At 64.9% G+C, this 25,362-nt stretch carries 23 protein-coding genes; 20 read left to right on the top strand and 3 right to left on the bottom strand.

Annotated elements, in window-relative coordinates; translation table 11 throughout:
- Positions 1 to 110 precede the first annotated feature (110 nt).
- The 8 genes from AADZ55_RS19915 to AADZ55_RS19880 are packed head-to-tail and all read left to right on the top strand — an operon-like array spanning position 111 to position 9,269.
- Complete coding sequence (locus tag AADZ55_RS19915) at positions 111 to 983, top strand: alpha/beta fold hydrolase (protein WP_085326294.1); 873 nt, start codon at positions 111 to 113, stop codon at positions 981 to 983.
- Positions 983 to 2,710, top strand: a complete 1,728-nt coding sequence (locus AADZ55_RS19910) for a bifunctional 3-(3-hydroxy-phenyl)propionate/3-hydroxycinnamic acid hydroxylase (RefSeq protein ID WP_085326296.1) — start codon at positions 983 to 985, stop codon at positions 2,708 to 2,710. Before AADZ55_RS19915 ends, AADZ55_RS19910 begins: the two co-directional genes overlap by 1 nt.
- Complete coding sequence (locus AADZ55_RS19905) at positions 2,658 to 3,578, top strand: 3-carboxyethylcatechol 2,3-dioxygenase (RefSeq protein ID WP_242670197.1); 921 nt, start codon at positions 2,658 to 2,660, stop codon at positions 3,576 to 3,578. The genes AADZ55_RS19910 and AADZ55_RS19905 overlap by 53 nt, the downstream gene beginning before the upstream one ends.
- On the top strand, positions 3,575 to 5,329 hold the full coding sequence (locus tag AADZ55_RS19900) for an FAD-binding protein (protein WP_085326300.1): 1,755 nt from the start codon (positions 3,575 to 3,577) through the stop codon (positions 5,327 to 5,329). The genes AADZ55_RS19905 and AADZ55_RS19900 overlap by 4 nt, the downstream gene beginning before the upstream one ends.
- A 2-nt stretch (positions 5,330 to 5,331) precedes the next feature.
- A complete protein-coding gene (locus AADZ55_RS19895) occupies positions 5,332 to 6,633 on the top strand; it encodes an LLM class flavin-dependent oxidoreductase (RefSeq protein WP_085326302.1) in 1,302 nt (433 codons plus the stop codon).
- Positions 6,630 to 7,466, top strand: a complete 837-nt coding sequence (locus AADZ55_RS19890) for a coniferyl-alcohol dehydrogenase (RefSeq protein ID WP_085326304.1) — start codon at positions 6,630 to 6,632, stop codon at positions 7,464 to 7,466. Before AADZ55_RS19895 ends, AADZ55_RS19890 begins: the two co-directional genes overlap by 4 nt.
- Positions 7,454 to 8,443 carry a cyclase family protein gene (locus tag AADZ55_RS19885; protein ID WP_085326306.1) on the top strand — a complete coding sequence of 330 codons (990 nt, stop codon included), beginning with the start codon at positions 7,454 to 7,456 and terminating at the stop codon, positions 8,441 to 8,443. Before AADZ55_RS19890 ends, AADZ55_RS19885 begins: the two co-directional genes overlap by 13 nt.
- A 7-nt stretch (positions 8,444 to 8,450) precedes the next feature.
- Positions 8,451 to 9,269, top strand: coding sequence for an alpha/beta fold hydrolase (locus AADZ55_RS19880; RefSeq protein WP_085326308.1), 819 nt, complete (start codon positions 8,451 to 8,453; stop codon positions 9,267 to 9,269).
- Between the two features lie 4 nt (positions 9,270 to 9,273).
- On the opposite strand, the gene AADZ55_RS19875 is transcribed toward AADZ55_RS19880, so the two are convergent.
- On the bottom strand, positions 9,274 to 10,845 hold the full coding sequence (locus tag AADZ55_RS19875; RefSeq protein ID WP_085326310.1) for a multicopper oxidase family protein: 1,572 nt from the start codon (positions 10,843 to 10,845) through the stop codon (positions 9,274 to 9,276).
- A 157-nt stretch (positions 10,846 to 11,002) separates the two neighbouring features.
- Here AADZ55_RS19875 and AADZ55_RS19870 point away from each other — a divergent pair, with 157 nt between their 5' ends.
- Genes AADZ55_RS19870 through AADZ55_RS19860 form a run of 3 tightly spaced genes read left to right on the top strand, consistent with a single transcriptional unit; the run spans position 11,003 to position 14,059 of the window.
- The gene (locus AADZ55_RS19870) at positions 11,003 to 11,380 is read left to right on the top strand and encodes a hypothetical protein (RefSeq protein WP_085326339.1); all 378 of its coding nucleotides are present in this window, start codon (positions 11,003 to 11,005) and stop codon (positions 11,378 to 11,380) included.
- A gap of 40 nt (positions 11,381 to 11,420) precedes the next feature.
- Complete coding sequence (locus AADZ55_RS19865; protein ID WP_242670198.1) at positions 11,421 to 12,695, top strand: PLP-dependent cysteine synthase family protein; 1,275 nt, start codon at positions 11,421 to 11,423, stop codon at positions 12,693 to 12,695.
- The gene (locus AADZ55_RS19860) at positions 12,695 to 14,059 is read left to right on the top strand and encodes an MDR family MFS transporter (protein WP_085326312.1); all 1,365 of its coding nucleotides are present in this window, start codon (positions 12,695 to 12,697) and stop codon (positions 14,057 to 14,059) included. Before AADZ55_RS19865 ends, AADZ55_RS19860 begins: the two co-directional genes overlap by 1 nt.
- On the opposite strand, the gene AADZ55_RS19855 is transcribed toward AADZ55_RS19860, so the two are convergent.
- Entirely contained in the window at positions 14,056 to 14,826 is a 771-nt protein-coding gene (locus AADZ55_RS19855) for an SDR family oxidoreductase (protein WP_085326314.1), read from the bottom strand. The two genes, AADZ55_RS19860 and AADZ55_RS19855, sit on opposite strands and share 4 nt — an antisense overlap.
- A 152-nt stretch (positions 14,827 to 14,978) precedes the next feature.
- Here AADZ55_RS19855 and AADZ55_RS19850 point away from each other — a divergent pair, with 152 nt between their 5' ends.
- The 9 genes from AADZ55_RS19850 (at position 14,979) to AADZ55_RS19810 (ending at position 24,973) form a co-directional block, all read left to right on the top strand.
- Positions 14,979 to 15,788: an SDR family NAD(P)-dependent oxidoreductase gene (locus AADZ55_RS19850; RefSeq protein WP_085326315.1), complete on the top strand. Its 810-nt coding sequence runs from the start codon at positions 14,979 to 14,981 to the stop codon at positions 15,786 to 15,788.
- Positions 15,789 to 15,897: 109 nt separating this feature from the next.
- Positions 15,898 to 16,557 carry a TetR/AcrR family transcriptional regulator gene (locus AADZ55_RS19845; RefSeq protein ID WP_085326317.1) on the top strand — a complete coding sequence of 220 codons (660 nt, stop codon included), beginning with the start codon at positions 15,898 to 15,900 and terminating at the stop codon, positions 16,555 to 16,557.
- 11 nt (positions 16,558 to 16,568) lie between these two features.
- Entirely contained in the window at positions 16,569 to 16,763 is a 195-nt protein-coding gene (locus AADZ55_RS19840) for a ferredoxin (protein WP_085326343.1), read from the top strand.
- A gap of 2 nt (positions 16,764 to 16,765) precedes the next feature.
- Positions 16,766 to 18,022, top strand: a complete 1,257-nt coding sequence (locus AADZ55_RS19835) for a cytochrome P450 (protein WP_085326319.1) — start codon at positions 16,766 to 16,768, stop codon at positions 18,020 to 18,022.
- A 151-nt stretch (positions 18,023 to 18,173) separates the two neighbouring features.
- Entirely contained in the window at positions 18,174 to 19,235 is a 1,062-nt protein-coding gene (locus AADZ55_RS19830; protein WP_207569126.1) for an amidohydrolase family protein, read from the top strand.
- A 9-nt stretch (positions 19,236 to 19,244) separates the two neighbouring features.
- Complete coding sequence (locus AADZ55_RS19825; protein ID WP_085326323.1) at positions 19,245 to 20,453, top strand: M24 family metallopeptidase; 1,209 nt, start codon at positions 19,245 to 19,247, stop codon at positions 20,451 to 20,453.
- Positions 20,443 to 21,561 carry a M24 family metallopeptidase gene (locus tag AADZ55_RS19820; protein ID WP_085326325.1) on the top strand — a complete coding sequence of 373 codons (1,119 nt, stop codon included), beginning with the start codon at positions 20,443 to 20,445 and terminating at the stop codon, positions 21,559 to 21,561. Before AADZ55_RS19825 ends, AADZ55_RS19820 begins: the two co-directional genes overlap by 11 nt.
- A 32-nt stretch (positions 21,562 to 21,593) precedes the next feature.
- Positions 21,594 to 22,544, top strand: a complete 951-nt coding sequence (locus AADZ55_RS19815) for an enoyl-CoA hydratase/isomerase family protein (protein WP_085326345.1) — start codon at positions 21,594 to 21,596, stop codon at positions 22,542 to 22,544.
- The gene (locus AADZ55_RS19810) at positions 22,544 to 24,973 is read left to right on the top strand and encodes a CaiB/BaiF CoA-transferase family protein (protein WP_242670199.1); all 2,430 of its coding nucleotides are present in this window, start codon (positions 22,544 to 22,546) and stop codon (positions 24,971 to 24,973) included. The genes AADZ55_RS19815 and AADZ55_RS19810 overlap by 1 nt, the downstream gene beginning before the upstream one ends.
- A gap of 100 nt (positions 24,974 to 25,073) precedes the next feature.
- Here AADZ55_RS19810 and AADZ55_RS19805 read toward each other — a convergent pair whose 3' ends face one another.
- Positions 25,074 to 25,304, bottom strand: coding sequence for an MbtH family protein (locus AADZ55_RS19805; RefSeq protein ID WP_085326329.1), 231 nt, complete (start codon positions 25,302 to 25,304; stop codon positions 25,074 to 25,076).
- Positions 25,305 to 25,362: the final 58 nt, after the last annotated feature.

Below are 25,362 nucleotides of genomic sequence, written 5' to 3'. Positions count from 1 at the left end.
TCAAGTGAGAGCGAAGCTCTATATATAGCGCACATCAATGTGCGATATTAGCACATTACATATCCAGAAATGAGAATCACGTTTTCAGCATGCGAAGCCGGAGAGGAACTGTGAACCAGTTCGAGAGCGTGTGGAGCGATCTTCAGGGTGTCGCGTTTGAGCAGGGTTATCTCTGGGCTGGAGGGGAACCGGGAGTGCGGACCCGCTACCTGCGTGCCGGTGATCCGGGCAAGGCGGTGTTGATGCTGTTGCACGGGGCCGGTGGCCACGCCGAGGCCTATGTCCGCAATTTGGGCGCCCACGCCGAGCACTTCTGGACCTGGGCGATCGACATGTTGGGCCACGGCTACACGGACAAGCCGGGTCACCCGCTGGAAATCCACCACTACGTCGAACACCTGATGGCGGTCCTGGACACCATCGGGGTGGACCGTGTCAGCCTGTCCGGTGAGTCGCTCGGTGGTTGGGTGGCCGCACGCGCCGCCATCGAGCATCCGAACACGGTCGATCGGCTGGTCCTGAACACGGTGGGTGGTTCGCGGGCAGATCCCGAGGTGATGCAGCGGATCATCGCGCTGTCCATGGCGGCCGCCGAGAACCCGGCCTGGGCGACCGTGCAAGCGCGCATCAAGTGGTTGATGGCCGACAAATCAAAGGACTACGACGATCTGGTTGCCAGCCGGCAGCGGATATATCGCCAACCGGGCTTCCCCGCGGCGATGCGGGACATCATGGCGCTGCAGGAACCGGGGATCCGGGCGCGCAATCTGTTGGGCCCGGCCGAATACGGGGCGATTACCGCGCCCACGCTGGTGCTCTGGACCAGCCACGATCCCACCGCCGACGTTGTCGAAGGCCAGCGGATCGCGGCGATGATTCCCGGCGCGCGCTTCGAAGTGATGGCCGGATGCGGTCACTGGCCGCAGTACGAGGACGCCAAAACCTTCAACCGCCTGCATCTCGACTTCCTGCTGGACCACTGATGGCCGGCACCGGGCAACAGCTGGCTGACCGAGAAGTTTGGGACGTCTTGGTGGTGGGCGCTGGGCCGGTTGGCCTAACGCTGGCCAATATCCTTGGTCTGCAAGGTGTTCGCACGGTGGTGGTCGAGGAACGGGACACGCTTATCGACTATCCCCGCGGGGTCGGACTGGACGACGAGGCGTTGCGGACGTTCCAGTCGATCGGCCTGGTCGAACCCATCCTGCCGCACACCGTGCCCAACCAGATTCTGCGCTTCGTCGACGCCAAGCGTCGAGTGCTTGCCGAAATGGCTCCGGCCGACTCGCGCTTCGGCTGGCCCAAGCGCAACGGGTTCGTGCAGCCGCTCGTCGACGCTGAATTGCTGCGCGGTCTAGACAGATTCGAGCATGTCGAGGTGTGGTGGGGTCATCCGATGACCGCGTGCGCGGAAACCGCGGATGCGGTCAGCGTAGAACTCGGCGGTGACGACCACCACGGAGACCACGCCATGACCGTACGGGCACGCTACGTCGTAGGCTGCGACGGTGGCCGCAGCGCCACCCGCCGGATGATGGGGGTTTCGTTCGACGGGACGACGTCGCCGACGCGTTGGCTGGTCGTCGACGTCGCCAATGATCCTCTGGGCCAACCGAATAGCGAGGTGGCTGCCGATCCCGCGCGCCCCCATGTCTCGGTGTCCATCGCGCACGGGATCCGGCGGTTCGAGTTCATGATCCATGCCGACGAGTCCGATGAGCAGGCTGCGGATCCGGCGTTCCTGACCCGCATGCTGGCACGGGTGGTGCCCCATCCGGATCGGGTCGAGGTGATCCGTCGCCGGGTGTATACCCACCATTCGCGGATCGCCGGTGCCTTCCGCAGCGGCCGGTTGCTGTTGGCCGGGGACGCAGCGCACCTGATGCCGGTATGGCAGGGGCAGGGCTACAACAGCGGTATCCGGGATGCAGCGAATCTGGGGTGGAAGCTTGCCGCGGTGGTGACCGGACACGCCGGCGATCGGCTACTCGACACCTACGACGCCGAGCGGCGCAAACACGCTCGAGCGATGATCGACCTCTCCACCATGGTGGGGCGGGTGATCTCACCGACGGATCGCAGAGTTGCCGGCGCGCGGGACCTGATTGTGCGCGCCGCCTCAATTGTTCCTTCTCTCAAGCGATATGTGCTCGAGATGCGGTTCAAACCGATGCCGCGATACGAGCGCGGAGCCGTGCTGCATTCCGGTCCACGCCGCACCGCATCCCCGGTCGGTACGTTGTTCATCCAGCCCAGGGTTGATACCCGAACGCAGCCGAATGTCCTGCTGGACGACGTCTTGGGTCCTTGGTTCGCGGTTCTGTGCTGGAACAACAGCCCGCGCCAGATCCTTGGCGCTGGCGCGTTCGCGGTGTGGAAGGCGTTGGGTGCGCGCTTTGTTGCCGTGCGGCCACTGGTTCAGTTGGACTGGACCGGGCACGATGATCCCGACGTGACGATCGTCGGTGACCGCACTGGCGACCTCAAGACCTGGTTCGACTCGCACCCGGAATCGGTGTTGTTCCTGCGCCCCGACCGGTGCATCGCCGCGGCATGTATCGCCCAGCTTGCGCCCGAGCGAAGCGCGGCGCTAATGGACGCTCTGGATCTCACACCGGGAGGGGGTGAGTTGCCAAGTGCCACTAGCTCTGTGCTGTATGTCCCACAGCCCGCTCCTGAATCTACCGGGGCCGCCGCAGGACCTGCTTGACGACGTCAATGCCGGGATCGCCCAGGCGCGTGAGTTCGTCCGCGCCTACCAGCCCGAACTCGTCGTCATCTTCTCGCCGGACCACTACAACGGATTCTTCTACAAGGTGATGCCACCATTCTGTATCGGTATGCACGCCAACGGTGTTGGTGACTTTGGCACCCAGGCCGGTCCGCTCGACGTTGCCGAAGGCATCGCGGCGGACTGCGCGAAAGCCATCCTCGGTGCGGGTATTGACGTCGCGGTATCGGCGAGCATGGACGTGGATCACGGCACCGTGCAGCCGCTGGAGAAGCTGTTCGGCGCGGCCACCTCGCACCCGGTGATACCGATCTTCATCAATGCGATCGCTGCGCCCCTTGGGCCGTTGCATCGTTGCCGAGCACTGGGTACCGCGGTGGGCGAATTCTTGGCAACCCTGGACAAGAGGGTGCTGCTGATCGGATCCGGTGGGCTTTCGCACAGTCCCCCGGTGCCGACGCTGGAGAGCGCCCATCCGGCGGTGTGGGCGCGGATCGTGAACGGCGAACCGATGAACCCCGAGCAGCTCCAAGCCCGGCAGCGCGCGGTAATCGACGCGGCCAAGAGCTTCGCCGCCGGACGGAGCAACCTTGCACCCCTCAACCCGGCCTGGGATCAGCACTTCCTGGAAATCGTTGATGGGGGCCATCTCGCCGATCTGGATGGCTGGTCGAACACATTCGTGATTCACGAGGGCGGCAGCTCGGCGCATGAAATCAGAACGTGGGTAGCCGCTTTCGCGGCTTTGGCAACGGCAGGGCCGTACCGGACCACGGTGCGCTACTACAAGCAGGCCGCTGAACTGATCGCCGGGTTCGCTATCAGAACGGCGGCGACGAGCCAATGACCACTGCCGGTGCGGATGCCCCAGACCTTGGGGACGGGTTCGACCACGTCGTCGATGTGCTCGTGGTCGGCTCTGGCGGTGGCGGCATGACCGCCGCCCTTACCGCGGATGCCTGCGGGCTGTCGACGTTGATCGTGGAGAAGTCCAACTGTTTTGGCGGTTCTACCGCCCTGTCGGGTGGCGGCATCTGGGTTCCGGGTGCACCCGCCCAGCGCAGAGCGGGGTACGCGCCGGCTCCGGATGGTGTGGTCGACTATCTGCGGCGGATCACCGATGGCCTGGTCAGCGAGGTGCGGATACGACAGTATGTGGCCGCCGCCCCGCAGATGCTCGAGTTTTTGGAGCGGCTCAGTCCGTGGCTGGAGTTCGTCTGGAAGGCCGGCTATGCCGACTACTATCCGGAGCTGCCCGGCGGGTCCGAATTGGGCAGCACCATCAACGTGCCGCCCATCGATCTGCGCACCTTGGGCACCGACGAGCCTACCCTGCTCAAACCGCTGACTCTGGCTCCCAGAGGAATCTGGCTGGGTCCCAACGAACTTCGGTCGTTCTACCGCGTCCGTCAGTCTTGGGGCGGAAAGATGGTGTTGCTGAGGCTGATTGCCCGGATGGTCCGGGCGCGGGTGCTCGGCGAGCAGATAGCCGCGATCGGACAGTCGCTGGTCGCGCGGCTACGGTTGGCGATGAAGGAACGCGGCATTGGGCTCTGGCTCGACTCGCCGATGACCGAGCTGCTCACCGACGCCACCGGATCGGTGACCGGTGCGCTGGTGAATCGAGACGGCAATAGCAAGCGGATCGGGGCTCGCTACGGGGTGATCCTGGCAACCGGCGGATTCGATCACGACCTGGCCTGGCGTCGAGAGCATCAACCCGGCGTGGACCAGGACTGGAGTTTCGGCAATCCCGCGGCCATGGGCGACGGTATCCGGGCCGGCCGGCAGGTCGGCGCGGCAACGGACCTGCTCGATGAGGCCTGGTGGTTTCCCGCCATGCAATGGCCGGACGGCCGAATGCAATTCATGCTCAACGAGCGGATGATGCCGGCCCAGTTCATCGTCAACGGCGAAGGCAAGCGGTTCGGCAACGAGGCGGCGCCGTACATGGACTTCGGCCACGCCATGCTCGACGGTCAGCAGTCTGGGGTAGCGCACATCCCGTGCTGGCTCATCACCGATCAGCGGTCGTTGAACCGCTACGTTGTCGCGGGCCACCTGCCGATACCGAAGATTCCCGGCGCGCCGGTGCCGACCGGACGCAAGGTCCCGTCGGCCTGGTTGCGGTCGGGCGTGGTCCAGACCGCGATGAACTGGGACGAGCTGGCCACCAAAATCGGGGTACCGGCGGACCAACTGCGTAGAACCGCGCTGCGTTTCAACGAATTGGCGCGCAAGGGTCACGACGATGATTTCCATCGGGGTGACAGCGTCTACGACAACTACTACGGGGACCCGACCCTGCCCAACCCCAACCTGTATCCGCTCGGCGATCCGCCCTACTACGCCTTTCGCGTGGTGCTCGGCGACCTCGGGACATCAGGCGGTCTTCGCACCGATGAGCATGCCAGGGTACTACGGCCGGATGACACCGTGGTCCGCGGTCTGTATGCGGTGGGCAACACCGCCGCGCCGGTGATGGGCCGCAGCTATGCCGGCGCCGGAGCGACCATCGGGCCAGCCATGACCTTCGGCTTTGTCGCGGCGAAACACGTTGCCGCGCAGGCAGCTACCGCACTTTCTCATAGGAGGTAGTAGTGAAGATCTCGCTGTTCTATGAATTCGCACTGCCGCGTCCCTGGCAGCCGGATGACGAGCGGGTGATGTTGCGTGACTGCCTCGACGAAGTCGAGGCCGCGGATGCGGCCGGCTTCTCCACCGTCTGGCTCACCGAGCATCACTTCCTCGAGGAATACTGCCATTCCACAGCGCCGGAAATCTTTCTGGCCGCGGCCAGCCAGCGGACTCAGAACATCCGGCTGGGCTTTGGCATCATGCATCTCCCGCCGGCGGTCAATCATCCCGCCCGGGTGGCCGAACGCATCGCGACCCTCGACCTGATCTCAAATGGGCGGGTGGAGTTCGGCACAGGGGAATCTTCGTCCGTCGGTGAACTCGGGGGATTCGGTATCGATCCCGCCGACAAGCGCGCGCAATGGGAGGAGGCCCTTCAGGTCGCGATCCGGTGCATGATCGAGGAGCCGTTCACCGGCTTCACAGGCGAGCACGTCGAGATGCCGGCCCGCAACGTCATTCCCAAGCCCATGCAGAAGCCGCATCCACCGGTATGGGTCGCATGTACCCGGCCGTCCACCGTGGCGATGGCCGCCCAAAACTGCATCGGCGCGCTGAGTTTCGCCTATACCGGTCCCGGTCCGCTCACTGAGCGGGTCAACGGCTATTACAAGGCTTTCGAGGAGAACGGTGTGCCGGTCACACCGCAGGTCAACCCGAACATCCTGGCTATCGGCGGTGATCTGTCGATGATGGTGGCCCGGACCGACGAACAAGCGCTCGAACGCCTCGGGCGGGGCGGTGGATTCTTCTCGTTCGGGATCATGCACTACTACATGACCGGGGTGCACACGCCTGGCCGAACCGGAGTCTGGACCCGGTACCTGGACGAGGTCGAGAAGGACCCGACGCTGGCCTATGGGCCCGGCCGCGGCGCGATCGGGTCGCCGGCCACGGTGCGCGAGTTCCTGCGCGGCTACGAGGACAGCGGCGTGGACGAGATCATTCTGCTGCTCAACCCGCGCAGTCACGAGGGAACCATGGAATCCATCGAGCTGATGGGCTCCGAGGTGCTGCCCGAGTTCATCGAGCGCGACGAGAAGGCGGTGGCGGACAAGGCCGCACGGTTGGCGCCCGTCATCGAAAAGATTGAAGCGCGCCGGCCGGAATCGTCGGCTCCCCGGTTCGACGAGAACTATTCGTTCGGCGGCTTGCCCACCGGGCGTGGGGGTACGTTCACCGCCAGCGAGATTCCCGAGGCCATGGCGGAGATCAACGAGGGTCGTGTCCAGGCGGCACAACGCGCAAAGGAGCAGCGCCAGTGACATCGCAGCCCCGCTGCGACGAGCTGTGGCGCTACGACGGCCGCCGAGTCGTGGTCACCGGGTGCGCGTCGGGGATCGGGGCGCAAGTGGTCAGGCAGCTTTCCGAGCTCGGCGCCCACACCATCGGAGTGGACAGGCGCCGGCCGTGGGTCGACATCAACGAGTTTCACGACGTCGACCTCGCAGACCCGATGTCGATCGATCACGCCGTCACGGGCATACGCGGGCCGGTCGACGCGCTCTTCAACGTTGCCGGTGTCTCCTCTGGGATCGGCGACGCTGCGCTGGTGGTGGCGATCAACTTTCTGGGCCTGCGGCATATCACCGAGGCGCTGCTCCCCAGGATGGCCTCGGGATCATCCATCGTCAGTGTGTCTTCGCTCGCCGCCGCTGACTACCGACAACATCAGCGGTTCGTCGCGCCGCTACTGCATGCGACGACGATGCAGGAGGGCATCGATTGGTGTCAGCGCAACCCTGATGCGCTGGCCGGTGGCTATCGGTTGTCCAAGGAGGCGATCATCCTCTACACCATGCGCAACGCGACTCGTCTCGGTTCGCAGGGTATCCGGATCAACTGTACCGGTCCGGGGGTCACCGAGACACCGATCCTGGACCAGTTGCGCACCGCCTACGGCCAGGGATTTCTGGATGACATTCCCAAGCCGCTGGGCCGGGTTGCGGATCCGGCCGAGCAGGCCGCTGTTCTCGTGTTTTTGAATAGTCGTGCGGCCAGCTATATTTCGGGGCAAGTCGTGTGGGTCGACGGCGGAAACGTGGGCGCTGCGATCGCACGTGAACTCGAGGAAGGACGTGCCCCATGGCCAACCTGACCGACTTTCGGCGGGTAGCTCGCGATGTTAGCAATTGGGGGCGGTGGGGAGACGCCGACGAGCTGGGCACGCTGAACTTCATCACCGCCGAGAAGGTGCGGCAGGCCGCAAGCCTGGTCCGGCACGGCAAGGTATTCCCGCTCGGCGTGGATTTCGGATCGTCAGGTCCGCAGGGAGCCTTCGAGTTCCGGCACAATCCGGTGCATCTGATGACCGTCGACGGCGGCGATGTCAACACACTGGCCCAGTACGGGCCGGGCTGGGCGCGGAACCTGGTGGCTCAGCAGACGAGCAAGTACGTGGTCGACAATCCGTTCCGGTTCAACGACGACATGATCATCATGCCGCTGCAGGCGGCCAGCCAGTGGGATGCCTTGTCGCACGTCTATTACGAAGACCAGCTCTACAACGGGTTTCCGGCGAGTTCGGTAACCAGCCTGGGTGCCTACCACTGCGGCATCGACAAGGTTGACGGCAAGGGCATCACCTCGCGTGGCGTACTGCTGGATCTGGTGCGCCATCGCGGTGCGGAGGTCTTCCTGGAACACGGCAACCCGATCACTCCAGAAGAACTGGATGACGTCGTTCGTACGCAGGGCGTCACCATCGAGAGCGGCGATATCGTGCTGATCCGAACCGGCTGGTGGGCAAGGTTTCTCAAGACCGGAAACAAGACCGAACCGTACTCCGGACTGGATTGGCGATGCGCCTCCTGGCTGCACGACCACGAGATCGCGGCGGTCGCGGCCGACAACCTCCAGGTGGAAGACCCGGTATCGGGAGTCGAGGACCTCGCATTACCCTTCCACCTGCTCTGCCTGCGTGACATGGGGCTGATGCTCGGCGAGTACTGGGACCTCACCGCGCTGGCCGCCGACTGTGCCACCGACGGCGTCTACGAGTTCCAGCTCGTCGCGCCACCCCTGAGAGTCGTTGGCGCCGTGGGATCTCCGGTGAATCCGATCGCGATCAAATAGCGAACCGGTGGAGATTCAGCGGGGAACCGCGGTGGTCGACGGTCTTGTCACCAGCTATCTGGAGGCCGGCGAAGGCGACCCGGTGGTGCTGCTGCACGGCGGCGAATTCGGTGCCAGCGCCGATATCGGCTGGGAACACAACATCGCCGCGCTGGCGGCGCAGCACCGTGTGCTGGCACCGGACCTGCTGGGATTCGGCGAGTCGGCGAAGGTCGTCGATTTCGTCGATGGCCGCGGGATGCGCATTCGCCACGTGGCGCGGTTTTGTGAGCTGCTCGGAATCGAATCGGCGCACTTTGCCGGCAACTCGCTGGGCGCCATCATGCTGCTCACCGACGCCACGTCGGGTGCACCGCTGCTACCGGTTGCCACCATGGCGATCATCTGTGGCGGCGGGGAGATCCAGCAGAATCGGCACTTCGCTAGCCTGCAGCACTACGACGCAACCCTGCCCGGCATGCGGCGCATCGTCGAGGCGCTCTTCTACGACGCCGGCTATCCGGCCGATGAGGAATATGTGCGGCGCCGCTACGAGTCCAGCATCGCGCCCGGGGCTTGGGAGGCCGTGGCGGCGGCCCGCTTTCGCCGTCCCGATACGCCACCACCGCCGACCCCGTCGAGTTTACGGCCGTATCACCGAATCGCGGTGCCCACGATTATCGTCGAGGGGCGCGACGACAAGCTACTTCGCTCCGGTTGGGCCGCACAGATCGCGAACCAGATCGAGGACGGACGCTGGGTGGCGGTCGATGCCGCCGGTCACTGCCCGCAGATTGAGCAGCCGTCCATCGTCAACGAGCTGCTGCTGGGCTTCTTCGGGGACTAGGGCGTCACAGGACGTAGTCCAGGAGCGTCTCCATTCCGGCGACTAGGTGGTAGTTGTTGTGGCAGTGCATTACCCACACGCCGGGGTTGTCGGCGACCAGGACTGCGCGCATTTTCTGCTTCGGTAGCACGATGACCGTGTCCTTGCGGGCACCGGGACTGCCGTCGGCCTTGATCATCTGAAAGGTATGCCCGTGTAGGTGGATTGGGTGATACATCATGGTGGTGTTGTCAAACACCAGGGTCGGCCGTTGGCCCAGCCGCACGTGCAGTGGCTTGGTCCTGCTGTAGGGCTCCCCGTTGATCGTCCAGTCGTATTTCGCCATGGTGCCGCCCAGGGTGACCGGCAGGTTGAGGTTGGGCTCGGGCCGACCCAGGTTGACAGCGTTCGTGGCGGTGAACGTCGCCACGGTGCCCACTCGTTTGTTGAGTTCATCCGGCCGAAACTGCGGGTTGGGTGGTTTGCCGGCGCCGGTGGAGAGTAGCGCGCGCGCCAACGCGTTTTTGCCCTCCGCGAGGGCGACCAGGGGAAAGACGCCGCTGGCGGCGGTCACGATGACGTCGTAGCGTTCGGCCATGCCGATCAGCAGGGCGTCGACCTCGGTCGGAACCACCGGGTAACCATCGGTATGGGTGACCGTCATCGAATGCCCGGCGAGCGCGACGCGGAACGCGGTGTCGGCGGCGCTGTTGATGATGCGGATCCGGATTCGCTGGCCGGGCTTGGCCGAGAAAGAGGTGGCGGCCGCGGGAATTCGACCGTTGATCAGGTAGTACGGATAGGCGATGTCTCCGGCGTCGCCGCCGAGCAGGTTGCTGTCGCCGACTTCCCCTTCGGGCATACCGGCTGTCGGGGTTGTGGTTGGGCTTGTTGGGCTCGTCGTGGTAGCCCCCGACCCGGGCATGTCTTGCATGGTGGGCTTGTTCGGGTCGGTCAGCGCGTCGTAGAGCTGTTGCGGGGACTTTCCGACACCATCGGTCCAATCGTCGAGGAAGACGATCCATTCCGCGTCGTAGTGGCCCCGCTCCGTCGGGTCGTCGACGATGACCGGCAGGTACAGGCCGTGGTCGCCTTGCAGGCCGACGTGCGGATGGGCCCAGTAGGTGCCCGGATCGGGGACGGAGAAGCGGTAGGTGAACTCCTGGCCGGCGCCGATGTTCGGGGTCGCGGGCTCGGTGCCGTCCATATTGTTGCGCAGCGCGATGCCGTGCCAATGCACCGATGTCGGACCACCCAGCCGGTTCGTCACCGAGACGACAACCTCATCGCCGACGGTGGCCCGGATCAGCGGTCCCGGGATCGTGTCGCCGTAGGCCAGCGTGTCGACGATCGGCCCCCCCAGGTCGATCCGCTGCGGCTGTGGGGTCAACGTGGCGGTCACGGTTCGCCCACTGTGCGGCCGGGCTGCCTCGGCCGCGTCGATTGCGGCGGTCATCGCGGCGGCGCTACCCACCGCCGGGGGCTTCGAGCCGCAAGCGGCCAGGGCAAATCCGCTGGCGATGCCGGCGCCGAGGAACCCCCGCCTGCTGAGCCGTACCCTGTCGAAGGGGTTACCGCTGGTCGGCAGCTCGGGCATGGATCGCTCCTCGTTTCGCAGTCGGTTCCGCTATTTGTACCCTGATCGGACAACGGGCAGCGCGCAATGGGTGATCGATCGCTGCCAGGCCCGGCCTTTACACCATACCCGTACGGGGTATACAGTGGGCGGCGTGATAGCACAGCGGGCGGTGTGGATGCGATCCGCGATCGTCGCGGTCGCGCTGGCCTTGCTGGTCGTCACTGCCCAATGCTGGCTCCCGCAACTCCACCGTCATGTGGCTCACCCGAACCACCCGTTGACGACATCGGTGGGCGGCGAGTTCATCATCAACACCGACCATGCGCACATTGTGGACAACTCGACGCCACCGTGCCCGCAACAGTTCGCGACGGCGGTGCTGCCGCGCTCAGCCACCCCGGTGTTCCCCTCGGATGCCGTGGCGGCGGCGGGCGGCATCACCGCTGTGCTTTCCCACCTCGTCGTACCGGCCGGGCGCGGTCCGCCACCGGCGCTGCGATCCGTTCGCACCGGTCAAGACCTGTTGACCCGGTTCTGCCTGGCTCGTCGCTGACTGGTCAGCGCCAGGCCGTGGTGGCCATTCGCCACCGCCGGTGACCGCTGACCCCCATCAATTGCCGCACATGATTGGCGGCCCCGATGCAGAAGCGACGATCACAATGAACAACAACCTGCCCCCGCAGCACCCGGTAAGCCCTACCAGCATCGCCCCGAACCCGCGGATCCTCCTGCCCAACCGGTCGCACCGCACCTCGGTAAGGGTGCGACCGACCGGCGACCGGTACCGCCTCATCCCCGACGGATACCACCTGACTCCCGGCCGGAATCGCGAGCTGGGCACCATGGTCGGCAATACCCCGGTGCTCTGGATACCCGAGACCTCAGACCCGGACCGTGGATTCTGGGCCAAGCTTGAAGCATTCAACCCTGGCGGCGGCATGAAAGATCGCCCCGCATTGCATATGGTCGAACGTGCCCGCGCTCGCGGCGACCTCGCGCCGGGTGCCGCGATAGTCGAATCAACCAGTGGCACACTTGGATTGGGGCTGGCGCTGGCCGGTAGGGTATACGGGCACCCGGTCACCCTGGTCGTCGATCCGGATCTGGAACCCATTATTGCGCGCATGGCCACGGCCTACGGCGCGCGCATCGACACGGTCACCGAGCCGCATCCGACCGGCGGGTGGCAGCAGGCCCGCATAGAACGGGTTGAGCAGCTGCTGGCGGCCGACCCCAACGCGTGGAACCCCAACCAGTACGACAACCCGGATAATGTTGCGGGCTACCGGTCGCTGGCGTTGGAGCTGGTCGCCCAGCTCGGGCGCGTCGATGTCCTGGTGTGCTCGGTCGGAACCGGCGGACATTCGGCCGGCGTGTCCAGAGTGCTGCGCGAGTTCAATCCGGAGATGCAGCTGATTGGTGTGGACTCCATCGGATCCACGCTCTTCGGGCAGCCTTTGGCGGCCAGGCGGATGACCGGGTTCGGAAACAGCGTCCCGTGCCGCAACGTCGACTACCACGCATTCGATGAAGTGCACTGGGTCGCCCCCGCCGAGGCCGCTTGGTCTGCTCGCGCCATGGCCGCCACGCACTTCGTCAGCGGTGGATGGAGCGTGGGGTCGGTGGCGCTGGTCGCCGGGTGGGCAGCGCGCACCTTCTCGTCCGACACCACTATCGCCGCGATCTTCCCCGATGGCCCGCAACGCTACTTCGACAGCATCTACAACGATGAGTACTGCAGGCAGCACCAACTATTCGACGGCGAGTCGCCCACCGAGCCGGACACGATAGCGAAGTCTTCCGACCGGCGTGTCACGCGGTGGACCCGCACCTCCACGGTGGTCGAGCCAAGCCAGGTGGTGGCGTGATGGGACTGCTTGACCAGTTCCGCAGTTTGAATCGCCCCAGCCGCGTGCTCATGATCAACCAGTTCGGTATCTGCCTGGGTTTTTACATGCTGATGCCGTATCTGAGTACCTACCTGGCCGGGCCCCTTGGGCTGGCGGCCTGGGCAGTGGGTTTGGTGCTCGGCGTGCGGAACTTCGCCCAGCAGGGCATGTTCTTTGTGGGTGGCACGCTTGCCGATCGGTTCGGCTATAAGCCGTTGATCGTGGCCGGATGTTTGATTCGCACCGGAGGGTTCGCGCTGCTAGCGATCGCGCAATCCCTACCTAGCGTGTTGATCGCCTCTGCAGCAACGGGTTTCGCTGGTGCGCTGTTCGACCCCGCGGTGCGCGCCTATGTTGCCGACGAAGCCGGTGAGCGAAAGATCGAAGCGTTCGCGATATTCAACGTCTTCTACCAGTCGGGGATCCTACTAGGTCCGCTGGTTGGACTGGCATTGCTGGCAATGGATTTCAGGATAACGGTGTTGGGTGCCGCAGCGGTCTTCGCCGTGCTTACCGTCGCGCAGTTGTTCGCACTACCCCAGCACCGGGCCGACCCGGATCGCGAAAAGACATCGATTCTGCACGACTGGCGGACGGTCGTTCGCAATCGGCCTTTTCTGTGGTTCGCCGCCGCCATGACCGGATGCTATGTGCTGTCGTTCCAGATCTATCTGGCTCTCCCCATACAGGCGTCGATCCTCGCGCCGCACAGCGAATCTGTCTTGGTGGCAGCGATGTTCGCGGTTTCGGGTCTGGTTGCCATCGCCGGCCAGATACGCATCACCCGCTGGCTTTCTGCGCGGTGGGGGACCGAGCGCAGCCTGGTCGTCGGGGCGATGACGCTGGCGGCCTCGTTCGTACCACTCGCGGTTGTCCCGAACGGCCAACGGTTCGGTACGGCTGCGGCGGTCACGGCCCTACTAGTGTCGGCGGGTCTGCTCGCTATCGCTTCGGCGGCGTTGTTTCCTTTCGAAATGCGAACCGTGGTCTCACTATCGGGCGACCGGCTGGTGGCCACCCACTACGGGTTCTACAGCTCCATAGTGGGAGTCGGAATCCTGGTCGGCAATCTCGCGATAGGATCTCTGATGAGTGTGGCGCATCGGTTCAATGCCGATGAAATCGTCTGGGCCGGAATGATTCTGGTGGGAATCGTCGCTACCATCGGGTTGTTTCGGCTCGACACGGTCACCTCGCGTTATCGGAATCCGACGCTATGCCGACGGAATGGCAACCTGGGTCTCGGTGCGTTGCCAGCTGAAACAAATTCAGCCCGAATGTATTCGGGCGTGCCGGTCGGACGGGGTGGGGCGGCCGCTTCGGTGCCCGTGCCGGCCCGCTAGCTCGACCCGCTGGGCAGCCGAGCTGCCAGCCAGTCGTCGTAGCGGGTGGGGTAGGTGGTCACGTCCTCGCCGGCGACGGGGACGATGCTGCGGTCGTCGAGCACCGCGCCGAAATAGCGGGCGGTGGGGTCGCTGACCACGTGGCGCGCGTCGCCGTACGCGGCAAGTCCGGCACGGATTAGGTCGTCCATGCCGAACTTTTCCGGGCCGGCAATGTTGGTGATCCCGTTGAGTGGCTCGCTGATCGCCGCCTTGGTAACCGCGGTGGCGACGTCCTTGGCGGCGATGGGCTGGATGGCCGCATCGTGTGACAGGCGCACGGTGTCGCCGTCGGTCGCCGAATCAGCGATCCCGGTGACGAATTCGAAGAACTGAGTCGCCCGCACGATTGAATACGGGGCTCCCGACTCCGTGATGAGCTTCTCCTGGGCTGCCTTGGCCCTAAGGTAACCGCTTTCGGGTACCCGATCGGTTCCCACTATCGACAGCGCGACGTGGTGCTGCACGCCGGCGGCCCGCTCCGCCGCGAGGAGGTTTGTGGTCGAGGTGGTGAAGAAGCTCAGCACATCGTCGTCGGCGAAGGACGGCGAGTTGGACACGTCGACGACCGTGTGCACACCGGCGACGGCCTCGGCAACACCTTCGCCGGTCACGGTGTTCACCCCCGAGCTCGGTGACGCCGAGACGGCTTCGTGTCCGAGCTCGATGAGCATGGCGACGACCTGAGATCCGATCAGCCCGCTGCCGCCGATAACCAAAACCTTCATGATTCAGCCTTCCCAACGCACCCCATGAACTGTCGAATCCATCATCCCCCGCGCACTGGCCAGTCGTGCCGTCGAATATCGACCCATCTGGTGCGTCGCTGGCGTAAATCAACTGCTTGACTTAATGTGGCTGGCACCGATTAACTCGTCATGTGGTCAACGAGCTGGCCGGAAAGGTAGCGATCGTCACCGGCGGTGCCTCCGGAATCGGTCGCGCCACGGCGGAGCGGTTCGTGGCCGAGGGCGCACGGGTCGTCATCGCCGATGTGGAGGCCGGCAGCGGTGAGGCGGTGGCCGCGACGCTGGGCCGCGACGCTCTCTTCCGCCGGACCGACGTCTCCGACCCCGAACAGGTTGGGGCGCTGGTGGCGGTGGCCGTCGAGACTTTCGGCGGCCTGCACGTCATGGTGAACAACGCCGGAATCTCGGGAACCATGCACCGCCGATTCCTCGACGACGATCTGGGCGACTTTCACCGCGTCATGGCGGTCAATGTCATGGGTGTGATGGTGGGGACCCGAGATGCCGCGCGGCATATGGCCGTCAACGGTGGCGGATCCATCATCAACCTCACCTCGATCGGCGGGATCCAGGCCGGCGGCGGCGTGATGACCTACCGTGCGTCCAAGGCGGCCGTCATTCAGTTCACCAAATCCGCGGCAATCGAGTTGGCGCACTACGAGATCCGTGTCAACGCTATCGCGCCGGGCAACATTCCCACGCCGCTGCTGGCGTCGTCGGCGGCGGGGATGGATGAGGAGACGATCGCGAGCTACACGGCGGCAATCCGCGAGACGATGCGAGCCGATCGGCCATTGAAGCGTGAGGGTACACCCGAGGACATCGCCGAGGCGGCGCTGTATTTCGCCAGTGAGCGGTCGCGCTACGTCACCGGAACCGTGCTGCCGGTGGATGGTGGGACGGTCGCCGGCAAGGTGGTTCGGTCCTTGCGCCGAACGTGAACTGAGCGCGAACTTTTCGCGATTCTTTCGCAGCAGGTTCACGTTCGGCGGCGCCTCCAATTTAAATCAATCGCTTGACTTAATTACCTAGTGCGGGTTGACTGGCGAAATGACGACAGTCGGCAGAGCCGTTCGCGGCGAGCGGGCCAGCTCCACGCAGGAGGCGATTCTGGGGGCGGCCGAGCGGCTGTTCGGCGAACACGGCGTCTTTGCCGTCTCTAACAGGCAGGTCAGCGAGGCCGCAGGGCAGGGGAACAATGCCGCTGTTGGCTATCACTTTGGCACCAAGGCCGACCTGGTTCGTGCGATCGAACACAAACATCGTGGCCCCATTGAGCAGCTGCGCGAGCAAATGGTGACCCAGCTCGGCGGCGAGACCGCCACCATGCGGGACTGGGTGGCCTGCCTGGTGTGTCCGCTCACCGAGCACTTGGCCGCCCTCGGCAATCCAACCTGGTACGCGCGGTTCGCCGCACAGGCGATGACCGATCCCGCCTACCACAACATCATCGTCAAGGACGCGCTCAGCTCACGGTCGCTGGTTCAGGTCATCGACGGCATCAACGGCTGCCTGCCTGATCTGCCGGTGCAGGTTCGCTTCGAACGTAACGTCATGGCCCGCAACCTGTTGATGCACACCTGCGCGGACCTTGAGCGCGCGCTCGCCGCCGGCGCTTCGCAGTCCCGCCCGTCCTGGCGGGCCGCGGCCATCGGCCTCATCGACGCGATCGTGGGCCTGTGGCGAGCGCCCGTGACCCCGCGCGAGTGACGAGCATGACGATGAAAGTGACTGTGGACCAAGGCCTCTGCGCGTCATCCGGCAACTGCGTCAGAACCGCTCCGGAGGTTTTCGATCAGCGCGACGAAGACGGCGTCGTCGTCCTGCTCAACGGGCACCCACCGGCCGAACAGGCCGAGGATGCCCGAAAAGCCGCGGCACTCTGCCCGGCATCGGCAATCCACATCGAGGAGTGAGCGTGTCCGACACTCTGGCAAGCACCACGACCGAGGCGGCTTCGCCGATTCCGGATTATCCAATGGCCAGGGCCCTGCGCTGCCCGTTCGCCCCACCTCCGGAGGTCATGGCGCTGGCTGAACGCAAGCCACTGTCCAGGGTTCGGATCTGGGACGGCAGCACACCGTGGCTCATCACCGGCTATGAGCAATGCCGGGAGTTGTTCTCCGATTCCCGGGTCAGCGTCGACGACCGGGTGTCCGGGTTCCCGCACTGGAACGCGGGCATGTTGGCCTCGGTGCACAAGCGCCCGCGATCGGTCTTCACCTCCGACGGCGAAGAGCACACCCGATTCCGGCGGATGCTGTCGAAGCCGTTCACCTACAAGCGCGTGGAAAACCTACGCCCAACCATCCAGCGGATCACCGACGACCACATCGACACGATGCTGGCCGGCCCACCGCCGGCCGACCTGGTCACCGCGTTGGCGCTGCCGGTTCCCTCGTTGGTGATCAGCCAGCTGCTCGGCGTGCCCTACCAGGATGCCGAGATGTTCCAGCACCACGCCACTGTCGGGCTCGCCCGCTTCGCGACCGGTGCGGACACCATCAAAGGGGCGATGAGCCTGCACAAATACCTGTGCCAGCTGGTCGAGACCAGGATAAGGAATCGGGCCCTGAACTCCGAGCAAGATGCGGTTTCCGATCTCGCCGAGCGGGTCAAGGCGGGTGAACTCAGCGTGCGGGAGGCCGCGCAGTTGGGCACCGGTCTGTTGATTGCCGGGCACGAGACCACCGCGAACATGATCGGGCTCGGGGTGCTTGCCCTGCTACAGAATCCCGATCAACTGGCCGTCATCCGCGACGCCGAAGATGCAAACGTGGTAGCCAACGCGGTCGAGGAATTGCTGCGCTATCTCAGCATCATTCAGAACGGCCAACGCCGCGTCGCGCGCGAGGACATCCATATCGCCGGTGAGGTCATTCGCGCGGGAGAGGGCATCATCATCGACCTGGCGCCGGCGAACTGGGATCCGCACGCGTTCGTCGAGCCGGATCGGCTGTATCTGCACCGCTCCGGTGCCGACCGCAATGTCGCGTTCGGCTACGGCAGGCACCAATGCGTGGGCCAGCAGCTGGCCCGTGCCGAGCTGCAGATTGTCTACCGCACGCTGCTGCGCCGGGTGCCTACTTTGGCGCTGGGCGTCCCGATCACCGATATCCCGTTCAAACACGACCGGCTCGCATACGGCGTCTACGAACTACCGGTGACATGGTGAGCGCTACTCTCGAAATGCCGATCCGAATGGAGGGCCCGTGATGTCGACCCGGACAAGCGCAGTTTCGCTCTACCCACCGGAAGGCTTTGGCGCACCAAAGGATCGCCGCGGTCACGCCGCCGGCAGCGATGTGGGCCTACCTGACGGCACCGTGGTGTTCTCCGCGGACAACCACATTTCTCTGGCCGCTGACATCTTCTACGAACGCTTTCCGGACGACCTCAAAGACAAGGCGCCGCGGATCTGGTACGAGGACGGCGCCTATCAAGTCGGGCGCATGGGGCAGTCGTTTCTGCCGGGCGACTTCAGTGCGGTCCTGATGCAGTACGACGACCTGCCGGGCGCCGCCAGTACCAACATCGAGGCCAGGATTCAGGAGTTGCGTGAGGACGGCGTCGAGAAGGAGCTGGCATTCCCCAACGCGATCCTGGCGCTCTTTCACTACCCGGACAAGAAACTTCGCGAACTCGCCTTCCGCATTTACAACGAATACATCGCGGAGCTACAAGAACGCTCTGCTGGACACTTCTATGGTGCCGGGCTGATCAACTGGTGGGATCCACGGGGTACCCAACGGACTCTGGCCGAGCTGAAATCACTGGGGCTCAAAACGTTTCTGATGCCGCTGAACCCGGGCAAAGACGACGACGGTAACCCGATCGACTATGCGAGCACGACGATGAGTGCCGTTTGGGACGAGATCGAAGCCGCCGGGATTCCCGTCGCGCATCACATCGGCGAGACACCGCCGAAAAGCCCGTGCGAGTTCAACAGCGTCGTCGTCGGCATGATGGTCAACATCGACGGATTCCGGGAAACGTTCGCCAAGTACATCTTCGGCGGCATCCTGGACCGGCACCCGGGTCTGCGCATCGGCTGGTTCGAGGGCGGGATCGCCTGGGTTCCGTGGGCGCTGCAGGATGCCGAGCACCTGGTGGCGTCGTACCGACACATGTTCAACCGGCCGCTCGAGCACGAGGTGCGCCACTACTGGGACAAGCACATGAGCGCCTCGTTCATGGTCGATCCGTTGGGGTTGGAGCTGATCGACCGGATCGGGGTCAACAAAGTCATGTGGTCATCGGACTATCCGCACAACGAAAGCACCTACGGCTACTCCGAGAGATCGCTGGCATCGGTCGTCGACGCCGTCGGGCCGGACGATGCGGCCCGGATCGTCAGCGGCAACATCACCGAATTTATTGGCGTCTAGGGTGACTCGATGACGTTGGCGATTCCCGAAACGCCGGACCTCGCCCGGATGCGCCGGGAGACCGGTGCCCGGCTACGGTCAGTGATGGCCGAGCATGGCATCGATGCGATGATCCTGTTGGGCAACAACGCCGTAGTCTACGCTACCGGAACCAGTTGGCCGCTGGGTGACGCCGGGCTGTCACACGTCGAGCGGCCGGTGGCCGTGGTGCTTGCCGACGACGAGTGGCCACATCTGTTCCTTCCGTTCCGCGAAGGGGCCGCGCAGGAGTCGGAGCTGCCCGTCGATCACCTGCACGAACCTGTCTATCTCGAATTCGACGAAGGTGTAGCGAATTTCGCCAGAGCACTGACCGACCTGATTCCGGCCGGGGCGGTGGCCGCGGTGGATGAGTGCACGGGCGCCATGTCACGCGCCCAGAAACTGCTGTTCCGCAATGGCGCTCCCATCGACGCGACGAGCGTGGTGAGCGCGGCCAAGGTAATCAAAACGCAGGACGAATTGGCATGCCTGCGCAGCGCCATCCGGATCACCGACGAGGCGATGGTCGATGTCCACCGGGCGCTGGCTCCCGGTATCCGCCAGATCGACCTGTCGGCAAGATTTTTGCGCCGGGCCTTCGAACTAGGGGCCACGGCCAGCATGCTCGAACCGATCTGGCAGGTGATGCCGCACAGCAAGGCCGAGGCCGTGTGGACCACCCACGGCGACCTGGCGCTACCGCTGTTAACCACCGAGCGCGAATTGGTCGACGGCGATGTGCTGTGGACCGACGTCAGCATCACCTACCGCGGCTATTGCTCGGACTTCGGGCGGACCTGGATTGTCGGCCGGGATCCCGCGCCGGGTCAGCAGGCGCAGTTCGACAGATGGCGCGAGATCATGGCCGCCGTCCTGGGTGTGACTCGGGCCGGAGCCAGCGCCGCCGACCTGGGCCGGGCCGCAATCGCGGCCAACGGCGGCGATCGGCCCTGGCTACCGCACTTCTATCTGGGCCACGGCATCGGGGTGAATGCCGCCGAAATGCCGATGATCGGAACAGATCTCGGCGACGAGTTCGATGAGAACTTTGTGTTGCAACCGGGCATGGTGCTGGTGCTGGAGCCGGTGGTGTGGGAGGACGGCACCGGCGGCTACCGCAGCGAAGAGGTGTTCGTGATCACCGGGGAAGGCTGGATCCGATTGACCGACTACCCGTATGACCCCTATGTCAACTGAAGTACTGCCCGACGATCGCGTTCTCCGCTGCCGGCGGCGGCAACGCGCCCTGGCCGAGATGGCGGCACACGATCTCGACATCCTGGTGCTGGGTCGGCAGGCCAACGTCCGATATGTCGCCGGTGCGCCCCAACTCTGGGTTGCCGGAACGCGGCCGTTCGGGCCGACCTGTGTGCTGGTGCGTGCGACCGGCGCCATCCATCTGCTCAGCACCTGGGACGAAGGGGTTCCCGACGACATCCCGCACGAAAATCTGTACGGCATCTGCTGGAATCCGTTGAACGTCATCGCGGTGCTCGAACGCATCGAGGGTGCCGCCGTTGCCCGGCGAGTCGGAACCGATGCACTGTCACCGATTTTCGCGAGGCTACTGCCGATGGCGTTTCCCAATGCCGAGCTGGTTGATGGGGAACTAACCATGCGTGCGGCCCGCCGCATCAAGACGGACGAGGAAGTAGCCGTCTTGCGAGAGGCCATCGCGGTGGCCGAATCGGGGCTGGCGGCGGCGGTGTCCGAACTGCGACCCGGCGTCAGCGAACAAACGCTGGCGGGGGTGCTGCTGGAGGCCCTGGCGGCAGGCGGGGTGAGCACTCCAGCCAATCAGGATGTGGCATGGGTGACTTCGCGTGATCACCCGTGGCGGCGGGCTGACGGCGGTGGCCACGTGCGGGACGGCGACTTGGTGGCCTTCTCCTCCGGGGTCCTGGCCGGTGGCTACATTGGCGAGGTGGGGCGGACCTGGCCAACGGCTGACGTCAACGGCGCCGATTTGCTCTACTGCCGCTGGGATCGATTGTGGAACAGGCTAATTGCCGCGTGCCGACCGGACGCGGAGGCCGGCGAGTTGCTGGCCGCCTACGACGACGCGGGGGAGCCGGCGCCGCCGATGCCGGTGGCCCGGGGCCTGGGCATGGGCTTTGACCCGCCCGTCATCACCCAGCGGCTGCCGCTGACAGCAGCCGATGAACGATTGGAGCCGGGAATGGTTCTTGCCGTCACAGGCTACGTCTGGGAGCCGAGGGTCGGTGCCGTGTTCGGGCGGGAAGCGGTACTGATCACCGCCGACGGGCCCGAAGTCCTGACCTCCAGCCCGTTTTGGCAGGCGTAGCCGTGTCCACCAAATCGGATCCCCCGGGAGAAATGATCATCCAGTACCACAAGGACGCCAAGACCCGCATCGCGACCATTACCTTCGACCGGCCGGACCAGCTGAACGCACCGACCATCGCCGCCCGGCTGCGCTATGCGGATCTGCTGCACCGGGCCAGTATCGACGACGAGGTCAAGGTGCTGGTGATCCGCGGTGCGGGTGACGACCTGGGCTCGGGTGCGGATCTCGAGGAGTTCATGGACGCTATGAACTCGGCAGATCAGGGTCCGCGGCTTGCCGAGTTCCGTATCGGCGCTGACGAAGTCAAATATCCCCCACAGGGTTCGTTCCGTCACGGCGCGTCGGTGAGCCAGTGGTATGCCAACCCGAATTCCGGAATTCGCGGCCTGCAGGATTTTAAGAAGATTTCCATCCTGGAGGTGAAGGGCTACTGCTACGGTTGGCATTTCTACCAGGCCGCCGATGCCGACTTGGTCGTCGCCAGCGACGACGCACTCTTTGGGCACCCGTCCTTCCGGTACTACGGCTGGGGACCGCGGATGTGGTGGTGGGCGCAGACCATGGGAATCCGGAAATTCCAGGAAATGGTGTTCACCGGAAGGGCTTTCACCGCCGCCGAGATGTATGACTGCAATTTCCTCAACAGCGTGGTGCCCCGCGACCAACTCGAAGCGGAGGTCCAAAAGTACGCGCTGGCGTGCGCGCGCAACCGCCCCAACGACACGGTGTTCATGCAGAAGGTGTTTTTCGAAATCATGAAGCAGTTCCAGGGCGAGTACATGGGCAGCCTGCTCAGTGGCTTCTTCGAATCGATGGGCAGCGGTGTTGTACCAGACGCAGACGACCTCATGCTCGACGACGCCATCGATCAGGGTCCGGGCGAAGCCGTCAAGGACATGGACGCCAAATTGCCGCCGGAATGGCGGCTGAGCAAGCAGAATCGCGCCGGCGAGGGCCCGAATCGAAAGAAGAAGCGTTAGTGGCGTTGTCCGGGCCGCAGCCGCCGCTGACCGGTTGTACGGTGGTCGAGCTGTCCACCGGAATTGCGGGCGCCTACTGCACCAAACTGCTCGCCGATGGTGGCGCTGATGTCGTCAAAGTCGAGTCACCCGCGGGTGATCCGCTGCGCTCGTGGTCCGCCTCGGGGGCCACCATTCCGCCCGGCGCGGACGGTTCGTTGTTCGGCTTCCTGTGTGGTGCCAAGCGCAGCGTTGTTGCCAATCCGGCAGTCGACGACGACGTCGAGTTGGTCGACGGACTGCTGGCGGCGGCGGACGCGGTGGTGTGGTCGACCGGGTCGAAAGTCGTTGACTGCCTGGAATTTCAGCCGGGCGAGATCTATCGTCGCCATCCTCACCTCATCGTCACGTCGATCACCCCGTTCGGGCTGGATGGTCCCTGGCGACATCGGGCCGCCACTGAGTTCACGCTGCAGGCCTGGGCGGGCGGAATCATCGGGTTGGGGCGCGGGCTGCCGGACCGGGCGCCGGTGTTTGTCGGTGGACAGGTCGGAGAATATTTGGCCGGCGCCTACGCCAGTGCGGCCACTCTGGCAGCACGGTTCGGCCGCATTAACGGTGGGGCAGGAGAACTCGTGGACCTGTCGATGCTGGAAGCCCAGATCCTATGTCTGACCTATTACCCCGTCACCTACTTCGAAATGCTGGGTAGGCCATGGCGAGATGCGCGACGGCTCACGGTGCCCGGTGTGGCTCACGCCCAAGACGGACTGGTCGATCTCGGGTGTGGGACGGCACAGCAGTGGTTCGACCTGTGCGCGATGGTCGGTCATCCGGAATGGATCGACGAGGAGTCACCGCTGTCGATCACCGAGCAGGCGAATGTCCATGCGGAGGAGATCTATGCGTGGGTGCGCAGTCATCGGGTCGACGAGATCCGGGAACTGGCCACGGCCTTCCGGATTCCCAATGCGCCGGTGGCGAACGGAGCCAACATCGCGTCGCTGGATCACTTCGCCGAACGCGGTTCGTTCGTGCGAAATCCGCGCGACGGATTCCAGCAGCCGGGGCACCCGTACCGGATGCGGCCCGCCCGGCTTCGGCCGCCCGGCCCGGCACCGCGGCTGGGTGAGCACACCGATCGGTACCGTGCGGCCAACCTGATTCGCCGGCCGCCGCCCACCATTCCCGCAAATCAACTGCCGCTGCACGGACTTCGCGTGCTGGACATGACCACGTTCTGGGCAGGCCCCTGCTGCACGCATTTTCTGGCCCTGCTGGGCGCCGAGGTTATCCATGTGGAATCCACCGGTCGCCCCGATGGCACCCGGCTGATCGCCGGGGTGCCGATCACCGAGGACCGGTGGTGGGAGAGGTCGCCGATCTTCTCGGCGCTGAACACCAACAAGAAGGGCCTGACGCTGGATCTGCGAAGTTCGCGCGGGCGGGAGCTACTGTGCCGGCTCATCGCGACCTGCGACGTGGTCGCGGAGAATTTCACGCCACGGGTACTGGACCAGATCGGGCTGGATTTCGCAGCGGTCCAATCGATTCGGCCCGACGCGGTGCTGCTGCGTATGCCCGGGTTTGGCCTGGATGGGCCGTGGCGGGACAACCCGGCCTTTGCGTATGCCATCGAGTCAGCGGCAGGGTTGAGCTGGCTCACCGGCTATCCCGACCGCGCTCCCTACGAGCCGTACTCGGTCGGTGACCCGAACGCGGGTGTGCATGCGGTCAATGCCCTGCTGCTGGCGCTGGAGCACCGCCGCCACACCGGGCAGGGGGTGTTGGTCGAGGCGGCGATGGTGGACGCGGCACTCAACATTGCTGCCGAGCAGGTCATCGAATACACCGCATACGGGGCACTGCTGGCGCGGGCCGGCAACCGGGGACCAACGGCGGTGCCGCAGAACCTCTATCGCACCGCTGACATCGACGAATTCGGCCGTTTGGACGGCTGGGTCGCCATCGCGGTGGCCACTGACAAACAGTGGGAATCGTTGTGCGCGGCGCTTGGATCACCCTGGTGGGCAAGGGATCGGCAGTTGGCCGCGGTAGCCGGGCGGCGGGAGCACGAGGATTTCATCGACGAGCGGCTGGCCGCATGGTGCGAGCAGCTCGGCAGCGACGACATCGTGGGCACCCTCTGGGATGCGGGCGTGCCGGTGGCCAAGGTGATGCAGCCCCACCGACAACCGGAGCTGATCCAGCTGGCGGCGCGCGGCTTCTTTGAGACCGTTGAGCACCCCGTCAACGGCCCGGCTCGGCTCAGCAGCTTGCCGATCAGGCTCGCCGGCGGACCCAGCCGGTTCCACACCCATCCCGCGCCACTGCTGGGGCAGCACAATCGGGAGCTGCTCGCCGAGCTAGGTTTGAGCGAGGCGGAGATCGACGAGTTGGAGGCCGACGGTGTCATCGGCCGCAGACCCGCGATGCACGGGGCGACCTGAGCAGCGCCCTGGGATCTGCCGAATCCGCCGACAAGCGCACTGCGGCATTCTGCCCAGCCGATCAGTGCACTGTGCCTCAGGAAAGGCCGCCCAGCACGGCTCATTCATCCAAAGAGCGGCCCTGCGCCAACCTGTCCCGCAGACTCTTCGGCCGAATATCGGGCCAGTTCTGCTCGACATACTCTAGACACGCCGCACGAGTCGCCTCGCCATAAACCACCTGCCAACCCGCTGGAACCTCAGCAAAAGCCGGCCACAAACTGTGCTGTTCCTCGTCATTGACCAACACAAAGAAGCTGCCATCGTCATCGTCAAACGGGTTGACACTCATCGGCCACCTAACCTCTGTCTAGCAGAAAATAGTTGATAACGACCACGATAGCCCACGT

Origin of the sequence: Mycobacterium decipiens, assembly GCF_963853665.1 — a bacterium.
In the GTDB taxonomy this organism is placed as follows: domain Bacteria; phylum Actinomycetota; class Actinomycetes; order Mycobacteriales; family Mycobacteriaceae; genus Mycobacterium; species Mycobacterium decipiens.
Note: the sequence above shows the minus strand (reverse complement) of the source record. Positions and strands in the feature narration are given on the sequence as shown.

What these genes read in the sequence shown, in the direction of transcription:
- AADZ55_RS19910 (WP_085326296.1), top strand. Translation starts at nt 983, where the DNA reads ATGGCCGGCACCGGGCAACAGCTGGCTGACCGAGAAGTTTGGGACGTC.
- AADZ55_RS19905 (WP_242670197.1), top strand. Translation starts at nt 2,658, where the DNA reads ATGTCCCACAGCCCGCTCCTGAATCTACCGGGGCCGCCGCAGGACCTG.
- AADZ55_RS19900 (WP_085326300.1), top strand. Translation starts at nt 3,575, where the DNA reads ATGACCACTGCCGGTGCGGATGCCCCAGACCTTGGGGACGGGTTCGAC.
- AADZ55_RS19885 (WP_085326306.1), top strand. Translation starts at nt 7,454, where the DNA reads ATGGCCAACCTGACCGACTTTCGGCGGGTAGCTCGCGATGTTAGCAAT.
- AADZ55_RS19875 (WP_085326310.1), bottom strand. Translation starts at nt 10,845, where the DNA reads ATGCCCGAGCTGCCGACCAGCGGTAACCCCTTCGACAGGGTACGGCTC.
- AADZ55_RS19870 (WP_085326339.1), top strand. Translation starts at nt 11,003, where the DNA reads ATGCGATCCGCGATCGTCGCGGTCGCGCTGGCCTTGCTGGTCGTCACT.
- AADZ55_RS19860 (WP_085326312.1), top strand. Translation starts at nt 12,695, where the DNA reads ATGGGACTGCTTGACCAGTTCCGCAGTTTGAATCGCCCCAGCCGCGTG.
- AADZ55_RS19855 (WP_085326314.1), bottom strand. Translation starts at nt 14,826, where the DNA reads ATGAAGGTTTTGGTTATCGGCGGCAGCGGGCTGATCGGATCTCAGGTC.
- AADZ55_RS19845 (WP_085326317.1), top strand. Translation starts at nt 15,898, where the DNA reads ATGACGACAGTCGGCAGAGCCGTTCGCGGCGAGCGGGCCAGCTCCACG.
- AADZ55_RS19840 (WP_085326343.1), top strand. Translation starts at nt 16,569, where the DNA reads ATGAAAGTGACTGTGGACCAAGGCCTCTGCGCGTCATCCGGCAACTGC.
- AADZ55_RS19825 (WP_085326323.1), top strand. Translation starts at nt 19,245, where the DNA reads ATGACGTTGGCGATTCCCGAAACGCCGGACCTCGCCCGGATGCGCCGG.
- AADZ55_RS19820 (WP_085326325.1), top strand. Translation starts at nt 20,443, where the DNA reads ATGTCAACTGAAGTACTGCCCGACGATCGCGTTCTCCGCTGCCGGCGG.
- AADZ55_RS19815 (WP_085326345.1), top strand. Translation starts at nt 21,594, where the DNA reads ATGATCATCCAGTACCACAAGGACGCCAAGACCCGCATCGCGACCATT.
- AADZ55_RS19805 (WP_085326329.1), bottom strand. Translation starts at nt 25,304, where the DNA reads ATGAGTGTCAACCCGTTTGACGATGACGATGGCAGCTTCTTTGTGTTG.